We start from the raw sequence: 8,759 nt of genomic DNA on the forward strand, positions 1-8,759 counted from the left end.
TCGACTTCACCCGGGCGCGGCGCTCGAGTGGTCGCCGAAACGCTGAAGTGCAGCTCGGGAATCCGCTCCCGCAGGCAGCGGACCAACGTCGACTTTCCTACCGCGGATGGACCGGACAGCACCACCAAGCGTCCTGCGGCTTGACCTGCAGCCTTAGCCCCAAGACGTTCGTCGTGGTCACCGTCCGGTCCCCCGTCGGCGCTCACCGACTCTCCTGGAGGGTGCCTAGGAGAAGTCGAACTTTTCCAGCAGTGCCTTGCGCTGACGATCGCCGAGGCCACGCAGGCGGCGGGTCGGGGCGATTTCAAGCTCGGTCATGATTTCCTGCGCCTTGACCTTGCCAACCTTCGGCAACGCCTCCAGCAGCGCAGAAACCTTCATCTTGCCCAAGACCTCGTTGGTCTCGGCATCCTTCAGCACCTGCTTGAGGTTGGTGCCGCCGCGCTTGAGCCGATCCTTGAGCTCGGCTCGCGCTCGACGTGCGGCGGCAGCCTTCTCCAACGCGGCCGCGCGCTGCTCGTCGGTCAACTGGGGAAGAGCCACGATTCCTCCGTCTCAATCACTGATCGACAGCTATCGATCTTTGTTTGTCTCAGCCGGTGTAGTCCAGCCAGCGGAGACGACCGTACCCACGCTGCCAGACGAAATCTAACCCGCCCCCCTGGTTGAAGCCACAAAGTTCCAGCGTGCGGGGTCGATCAGGCGGCCTCAAGCCGAAGTCATGCCGAGCGCCGTCAGTCCCGCGCTAGGACGGCTTCGCATCGAAGAAATGGCGTCTACCAGCAACTTTAGCGACTCATGACGACCTGGCGGCCAGCCTGGCGCCGGTCGCCTTGCCCGTCACCACAGCCTCGGAAGACACAAACTCCGCTGATTGCACATGTCGCGGCGTGTCGCGCGTGTCGCCCGACACGCTTGGCACTGGTCGGCGGACGCGTTCGGCAACGTTTCGGGATTGTTAACGGCTCGACGAACGCCGATTTCCGCCCGTTCCAGCTCAACGCACGCGAGAACTACACTGCGTAGTTTCTGGACGTCCACTCCGCCGCCTCGATACGCTTTCGGCATCGCGAGCGCTACCGGGGGTGGTTGTGATGAGCGTCAAACGCACGGTATCTACGCGCTTGCTCGCGCTCGCGGTCGGACTGGGCGGGGTGCTGACTTCCGGAATCGCATCGGCCAACGCCGCACCGGCGACGGCACGCGGCGGCGGGCATGGAGGTGGCCATGCAGGCAATGGCGCATCGGCTCCGACAGGTAGGTCCGGCCGTATGCCCGGTCTCGGATCACCTCTCCGCATCGTGCGGCTGGGTATTCGAGGCGCGCTCATAGGCGCTCGCGCAGGCACACTGCCGCCGCAGGACGCATCCCAACCGCCAGCGCCATAAAAGGCGGCATTAACCGGCCAGGTAGGCGACCGCGTCACGCATATGCTCACCGGCCGCTCGCAGAGCCGCGACGTCGGGACCCGCCCGCAACACCTCGCGCGACACCGCCGGCAGTAGCTGGCCGGGAGCAGCTCCGAATAGCGCGCCAAGCGCTTCAGGTCGCCCGCCCTGCGCCCCGACACCGGGCACCAGCACCGGTCCGCCGAGCGCGCCGACGTCGGGCGGCTGAAAGACCGTCGCTCCGACGACTACGCCGACCGAGCCGGGCTCTCCCGGATTTATCGTCTGACCGGTCCGGTTGATGACAGCTGCCTGGTCGACGATCTGCTGGGCCACCGTGCGGTCACCGAAGCGGGCATGCTGCACGGTCGCGCCCTCCGGGTTGGAGGTTGCCGCCAGCACGAACACCCCTCGGTCGTGAGCGGCCGCGGTCTCCAGCAGCGGCCGTAGCGAGCCGAAACCCAAATAAGGCGAGGCTGTTACGGCGTCGGCGGCCAGCGGCGAGTCGCCCGCCCAGGCGACCGCGTAGGCCGCCATCGTCGATCCGATGTCGCCTCGCTTTGCATCGGCCAGCACCAGCACGCCGGCATCACGCAGCGCGGCGATGGTGCACTCCAGCACTGCATATCCCGCGGCACCATAAGCCTCGAAGAACGCGACCTGAGGTTTGACGACGGCGAAGTCGGCATAGGCCTTCACACAGGTGTCGCAGAAGGTCGCCAAGCCGTCGGGGCTAACGGGCAGTTCCCATGCCCGCAGCAGCTCGGGATGCGGGTCGATGCCCAGGCAGAGCGGCCCCCGTCGCGATACCGCGTCGGCCAATCGGGCGCCGAATCCGGGCATCGTCAGTGGCCGCCGTTGTTCAGCGCGCTGTGCAATTCCTGCAGCGAACGCACACCGATGACGCCGCGGATCCCGGCTTCGATGCCCTGAACGGCCGCCGAGGCGCCCTGCACGGTCGTCACGCAGGGGATGTTCATCTCTACTGCCGCCGAACGGATCTCGTAGCCGTCGATGCGTGGCCCCGAGTTGCCGTAAGGCGTGTTGATCACCATGTCGACCTCACCGGCGCGGATGGCGTCGATGGCAGACCCCGCCGGCCGGCCCGGCTGCGCCGGTTCGAAATGCTTACGAACCTCATCGCACGGAATCCCGTTGCGGCGCAACATTTCCGCGGTTCCCGCGGTGGCGAGCACCCGGAAGCCCAGGTCGGCCAACCGCTTGACGGGGAACACCAGTGACCGCTTGTCCCGGTTGGCCACCGACACGAACACGGTCCCTTCGGCGGGCAGCGATCCGTAGGCGGCGGTCTGGCTTTTGGCAAAGGCACTGCCGAAGTCGCGGTCGATCCCCATCACCTCGCCGGTCGATTTCATCTCCGGGCCCAGCAGCGAGTCGATGCTCGAGCCGTCGGCGCGGCGGAACCGGTGGAACGGCAGCACGGCCTCCTTGACGGCGATCGGGGCGTTCGGCGCCGCACTGCCACCGTCGCCGGAGGCCGCCAGCATTCCCTCACCGCGCAGTTGAGAAATCTTGGCGCCCAACATAATGCGAGCACAGGCCTTGGCCAGTGGTATCGCGGTGGCCTTCGAGACGAACGGCACCGTGCGGCTGGCACGCGGATTGGCCTCCAGTACGTAGAGCACGTCGTCCTTCAGCGCGTACTGCACGTTGAGCAGGCCCACCACACCGATGCCGTGCGCGATCGCTTCGGTTGCGCGACGCACCTTCTCGATGTCGCTGCGGCCCAGGGTTACCGGGGGCAGCGCACACGCCGAGTCGCCGGAGTGGATGCCGGCCTCTTCGATGTGCTCCATGATCCCGCCGATGTAGACCTCGTCGCCGTCGCAGAGCGCGTCGACGTCGATCTCGATCGCATCCTCCAGAAAGCGATCGACCAGCACGGGATGTTCGGGTGAAAGTTCGGTGGCGCGGGCGATGTAACCCTGCAGCGTCTCGTCGTCGTAGACGATTTCCATGCCCCGACCGCCCAGCACGTACGACGGCCGCACCAGCACCGGATAGCCGATCTCGGCGGCGATCCGGCGGGCCTGCGCGAATGTTGTCGCCATGCCGTATCGCGGGGCCGGCAGCCCGGCCGCCGACAACAGGTCGCCGAACGCGCCGCGGTCCTCGGCCAGATCGATAGCCTCCGGCGGAGTGCCGACAATCGGGACTCCCGCGTCGGCGAGCCGCTGCGCCAGCCCCAGCGGCGTCTGGCCGCCGAGTTGCACGATGACACCGACCACACCCGGCCCAGCCCCGTTTTCGCCTTTGGCGGATAGCTCTTCGGCGTGGAACACTTCCAGGACGTCCTCGAAGGTCAGCGGCTCGAAATACAGCCGGTCGGCGGTGTCGTAATCGGTGGACACCGTTTCCGGGTTGCAGTTGACCATCACCGTTTCGAAACCGGCCTGCGACAGCGTCGTTGCGGCATGCACGCAGCTGTAGTCGAATTCGATGCCCTGGCCGATCCGGTTGGGTCCCGAGCCGAGGATCAGCACCTTCGGCCGCTCGGTCTGCGGCGCGACCTCGGTCTCGGCGGACGGGTCGAGCTCGTAGCTGCTGTAGTGATACGGCGTCTTGGCCTCGAACTCCGCGGCGCAGGTGTCCACGGTCTTGAACACCGGGTGGATGCCGAGCCGTGCCCGCAACGACCGCACACCATCCTCGCCGGCCAGTTCCGGTCGCAGCGCTGCGATCTGGCGGTCCGACAGGCCGCTGTGCTTACACCGCCGCAGCTGCTCCGCGTCGAGCACCGCGGCGTCGGACACCTCGCGGCTTAACTCCACGAGTTCGGCAATCTGCGCGACGAACCACGGGTCCACCGCAGAGGCCTCGGCAACCTGCTCCACCGAAGCGCCGAGCCGCAGCGCCAGTTCGATGTCGTAGAGCCGTCCCTCGGTGGGCGTGCGCAGCCGCTCCAGCACCTCGTCGACGTCGGCAGCGCCCTTTGGGGGATCCGGCTTAGTCCAGAACCCGGCCCGGCTGGTCTCCAGCGACCTCATCACCTTGCCGAGCGCCTCGACGAAGTTGCGGCCCAACGACATTGCCTCGCCGACCGATTTCATCGTGGTGGTCAGCGTCGGGTCGGCGCCGGGGAATTTCTCGAACGCGAATCGCGGTGCCTTGACCACCACATAGTCCAGCGTGGGCTCGAAGCAGGCCGGAGTTTCCTTGGTGATGTCGTTGAGGATCTCGTCGAGGGTGTAGCCGACGGCCAGCTTGGCGGCGATCTTGGCGATCGGGAAGCCGGTCGCCTTGGACGCCAGCGCGCTCGACCGCGACACCCGTGGGTTCATCTCGACGACGATCAGCCGACCATCACTCGGGTCGACCGCGAACTGGATGTTGCAGCCACCGGTGTCGACGCCGACCTCACGCAGGATCGCGATGCCCAAATCCCGCATCCGCTGGTATTCCCGGTCGGTCAGCGTCATCGCCGGCGCCACGGTCACCGAGTCGCCGGTATGCACGCCCATCGGGTCGACATTCTCGATCGAGCAGACCACGACCACGTTGTCCTTGCCGTCGCGCATCAGCTCGAGCTCGAATTCCTTCCAGCCGTAGATCGATTCCTCGATCAGCACATTGGCGCTCGGCGAGGCGGCCAAGCCCGCGCCGGCCATCCGGTCGACTTCCTCGGCGCTATGCGCCAGCCCCGAGCCCAGGCCACCCATGGTGAACGACGGCCGAACCACGACCGGAAGGCCGAGCTCACCGACGGTCTCGCGAACCTCGGCAAGAGTGAAACACACACGGCTACGCGCCGATTCGCCGCCGACCTTGGCGACGATGTCCTTGAACCGCTGGCGGTCCTCCCCGCGCTGGATGGCGTCGAAGTCGGCGCCGATGAGCTCGACACCGTAACGCTCCAGCACCCCGCTCTCGTACAGCGCGACCGCGGTGTTGAGTGCGGTCTGCCCGCCCAGGGTGGCCAGCAGCGCATCGATCTTGTTGCCCCGCTCGGCCTGCTGGGCGATGACCCGTTCGACGAAGCCGGGGGTGATCGGTTCGACGTAGGTGTGATCGGCGTATTCGGGGTCGGTCATGATGGTGGCGGGATTCGAGTTGACCAGGCTGACCTGTAGTCCTTCGGCACGCAGCACTCGGCACGCCTGGGTGCCCGAGTAGTCGAATTCGCAGGCCTGCCCGATAACGATCGGCCCGGAGCCGATCACCAGGACATGGCGCAGGTCGGTGCGACGCGGCACTAGCGGCCCTCCCCTGCCATCAGGTCGACGAACTGGTCGAACAGGTATTCCGCGTCGTGCGGCCCCGCCGCGGCCTCCGGGTGGTACTGCACCGAAAATGCTTTCCCTTCAGCAAGTTTGACCCCTTCGACGACGCCGTCGTTGGCGCAGGTGTGACTGACCACCGCTGGACCGAACGGCGTGTCAAAGCGCTGGCCGGCCTCTCCCTCCAGCGCGAAGCCGTGATTCTGCGCGGTCACCGCAACCCGACCGGTGGCGTGATCCATCACCGGAATGTTGATACCGCGGTGACCGAACACCATCTTGTAGGTGGACAGGCCCAGCGCGCGGCCCAGGATCTGGTTGCCGAAACAGATTCCGAATAACGGGATTCCGGCGCCCAGCACCTCACGAGTCACGTCGACGATGTGGTCGGCGGTGGCCGGATCCCCTGGGCCGTTGGACAAGAACACGCCGTCCGGTTTGAACTCGGCGATCTGCTCGAACGTCACCGACGACGGCAGCACTATGCTGCGGACTCCGCGTCGGGCGAAGTTGCGCGGGGTATTGGTCTTGATCCCGAGATCGATTGCGGCCACGCTGAACCGGTGCGGCCCTTGGGGTTCGACGACATATTCGCCCGCGGTGCTGACTTGGCCGGCCAGATCGGCGCCCAGCATCGGCTGTTGGTCGCGGACCCGCGCCACCAGCTCTGGCGCGTCGGCCAGCGCGGCACCGGAGAACACGCCCGCTTTCATCGAGCCGCGGCTGCGCAGGTGGCGCACCACCGCGCGGGTGTCGATGCCGGCGATTCCGACGATGTGCTGACGGACCAATTCGTCCTCCAGCGTTCCGGTGGCCCGCCAGTTCGAGGCTCGTGGCGAGGGATCGCGCACCGCGTAGCCCGCGACCCAGATCTTGTCGCCGCGGCTTTCGGCGTCCTCGCCGTTCCAGCCGGTATTGCCGATCTGCGGGGCGGTGGCCACCACGATCTGGCGGTGATAGCTGGGATCGGTCAAGGTCTCCTGATAGCCGGACATCCCGGTGGAAAAGACCGCTTCGCCAAGCGTCTCGCCGACCGCGCCGAACGCGGTTCCGGTGAACGTCCGGCCGTCTTCGAGGACCAACACCGCTTTGTCCTTGGGGTGTTTTGCCGCGCTCATCGGGTGTTCTCCGGCAGCCAGCGGGCGTACTCGCTGCGATCGTTACCGCGAAACCCGAGGTCGATCTCGGTGCCCGACGGCAGCCGCCAACGGATGGCCAGGATCCCCTCGGCCGCGGCCGCTTGCCCGTCGCGGTCCCGCGCCGCCCGGCGCGAATTCAGACCGGGCGGAACCACTTTGCCGACGATGCCGCGCTCGGTGCGGATGGCCGTGATCGACTCCTGCGGAATCCAGATCGGGCTGGCCCCACTGCGCTGCACCATGATTCCCTCGGGGTAGCGGGTCAGCACGGCCTTGCTGCGGTAGCCCAGATCGCCGACCGCGACCCGGTCGTGCCAGTCGGGCGCAAGCGTGCAGCCGACATACACGCCGCGAGTGGGCGCGACGATCGGCGACCCGAACGTTTCCGGCACCGGCGGCAGCGTGCCGATCGTCTCGGCCTGCCGCCGCGCCCGCGCTCGCCAGCCGCGCATCATCAGCTGGATGACGAACGCGATCACCACCGCCAGCACCGCGGCCATGATCAGCGATGCGACCAGTGTTCCGGAATTCATGCCGGACTCTTCCCGTCGCGGGCGGTGATCTTGCCGCGCAGCAGCGTTGTGGTCACGGTCGCGGGCAGCGTCATCGCTTCATACGGTGTGTTGGCCGAACGGCTGGCCAGTTCCGGACCGGCGACCGTCCAGGTGGCGTCGGGGTCCACCACGGTCAGGTTGGCCGGTTCGCCGATCTCCAGGGGCCGACCGTGGTCGGGCAGTCCGGCGATGCGCGCCGGGTTCTCGCTCATCACGCGCGCCACGTCACGCCAGGTCAGCAGACCGGGGACGACCATGGCCTGCACCACCGCCGACAGCGCGGTCTGTAGTCCCAGCATCCCGGGCAGCGCGGCCGCGAACTCGACGCATTTCTCGTGCTCGGCTTGCGGGGCGTGATCAGTGGCCACACAGTCGATTACCCCGTCGGCCAACGCTTGACGCAGCGCCACCGCGTCGGCGGCTTCCCGCAGTGGCGGGTTGACCCGGTTCACGCCGTCGTAGCTGGCCAGTCGGCTGTCGTCGAGCAGAAGATGATGCGGCGTAACCTCGGCGGTGATCGAAATACCTTGATCCTTAGCCCATTTCAGGATCTCCACGGTGCCCGCGGTGGACGCGTGGCAGATGTGCACCCGGGCGCCGGCGTCACGGGCCAGCAGCGCATCGCGGGCAACGATGGACTCTTCGGCGGCCCTCGGCCAGCCCGACAGTCCCAATCTGGCGGCGTTGGGCCCTTCGTGCGCGACCGCGCCGACCGTGAGCCTGGGCTCTTCGGCATGCTGAGCGATCAGGACACCCAAGCCGGTGGCGTATTCCAGCGCGCGTCGCATCACCAGCGGGTCGTACACGCACTTGCCGTCGTCGGAGAACATCCGCACCCGCGCGGCACCGGCCGCCATCATGCCCATTTCGGTGAGTTCGGTTCCGGCCAGCCCGACGGTGACGGCGCCGACTGGGTGCACGTCGATCAGGCCGACCTGCTGGCCGCGGTGCCAGACATGGTCGGTGACCACCGGGCTGTCGGCGACCGGGTTGGTGTTGGCCATCGCGAACACCGCGGTAAATCCGCCGAGAGCCGCAGCGGCCGAACCGGTTTCGATGTCCTCGGCGTATTCGCGGCCGGGCTCACGCAGATGGGTGTGCAGATCGACGAAACCGGGCAGCAGGATCTGCCCGGTGGCGTCGATGACATCTGCATCGTCCGGAATCGGAAGCTCCGCACCGATGGCGGCGATCTGACCGTCGTCGACTAACACGTCGAGCCGGTCGCCCTCACCGTACGGGCGCACCCCGCGGAGCAGCACGCTCATGCCACAACCTCTTTGTCGGTTGACTCTGTCCCTACCAGCAGATGGAACAGCACCGCCATCCGCACGTGAACTCCATTGGAAACCTGTTGCAGCACAGCTGATTGCGTGGAGTCAGCCACCGACGAGGAAATCTCCATGCCGCGCAGCATCGGGCCGGGATGCAGGACCACCG

General features: G+C 67.1%; 6 protein-coding genes and 2 pseudogenes. All 8 read right to left on the reverse strand.

What is annotated here, in order from left to right; translation table 11 throughout:
• Positions 1–206, reverse strand: a pseudogene (locus ACLQI9_RS00185) (guanylate kinase); the annotation flags it as partial.
• A 19-nt stretch (positions 207–225) separates the two neighbouring features.
• Complete coding sequence (gene mihF, locus ACLQI9_RS00190) at positions 226–543, reverse strand: integration host factor, actinobacterial type (protein ID WP_067333923.1); 318 nt, start codon at positions 541–543, stop codon at positions 226–228.
• A gap of 854 nt (positions 544–1,397) precedes the next feature.
• The gene (gene pyrF / locus ACLQI9_RS00195; protein ID WP_442380799.1) at positions 1,398–2,231 is read right to left on the reverse strand and encodes an orotidine-5'-phosphate decarboxylase; all 834 of its coding nucleotides are present in this window, start codon (positions 2,229–2,231) and stop codon (positions 1,398–1,400) included.
• 2 nt (positions 2,232–2,233) lie between these two features.
• On the reverse strand, positions 2,234–5,602 hold the full coding sequence (gene carB / locus ACLQI9_RS00200) for a carbamoyl-phosphate synthase large subunit (protein ID WP_442390706.1): 3,369 nt from the start codon (positions 5,600–5,602) through the stop codon (positions 2,234–2,236).
• Complete coding sequence (gene carA / locus ACLQI9_RS00205) at positions 5,602–6,744, reverse strand: glutamine-hydrolyzing carbamoyl-phosphate synthase small subunit (RefSeq protein ID WP_442390709.1); 1,143 nt, start codon at positions 6,742–6,744, stop codon at positions 5,602–5,604. The genes carB and carA overlap by 1 nt, the downstream gene beginning before the upstream one ends.
• Positions 6,741–7,298 carry a PH-like domain-containing protein gene (locus tag ACLQI9_RS00210; protein WP_442382440.1) on the reverse strand — a complete coding sequence of 186 codons (558 nt, stop codon included), beginning with the start codon at positions 7,296–7,298 and terminating at the stop codon, positions 6,741–6,743. The genes carA and ACLQI9_RS00210 overlap by 4 nt, the downstream gene beginning before the upstream one ends.
• A complete protein-coding gene (locus ACLQI9_RS00215; RefSeq protein ID WP_442382441.1) occupies positions 7,295–8,587 on the reverse strand; it encodes a dihydroorotase in 1,293 nt (430 codons plus the stop codon). Before ACLQI9_RS00215 ends, ACLQI9_RS00210 begins: the two co-directional genes overlap by 4 nt.
• Positions 8,584–8,759, reverse strand: a pseudogene (locus tag ACLQI9_RS00220) (aspartate carbamoyltransferase); the annotation flags it as partial. The pseudogene ACLQI9_RS00220 and the gene ACLQI9_RS00215, both read right to left, overlap by 4 nt.

Origin of the sequence: Mycobacterium sp., from assembly GCF_052143115.1 — a bacterium.
Lineage (GTDB): Bacteria > Actinomycetota > Actinomycetes > Mycobacteriales > Mycobacteriaceae > Mycobacterium.

Coding starts and splice junctions, on each gene's coding strand:
- carA (WP_442390709.1), bottom strand. CDS start 6,744: ATGAGCGCGGCAAAACACCCCAAGGACAAAGCGGTGTTGGTCCTCGAA.
- ACLQI9_RS00210 (WP_442382440.1), bottom strand. CDS start 7,298: ATGAATTCCGGAACACTGGTCGCATCGCTGATCATGGCCGCGGTGCTG.
- ACLQI9_RS00215 (WP_442382441.1), bottom strand. CDS start 8,587: ATGAGCGTGCTGCTCCGCGGGGTGCGCCCGTACGGTGAGGGCGACCGG.
- pyrF (WP_442380799.1), bottom strand. CDS start 2,231: ATGCCCGGATTCGGCGCCCGATTGGCCGACGCGGTATCGCGACGGGGG.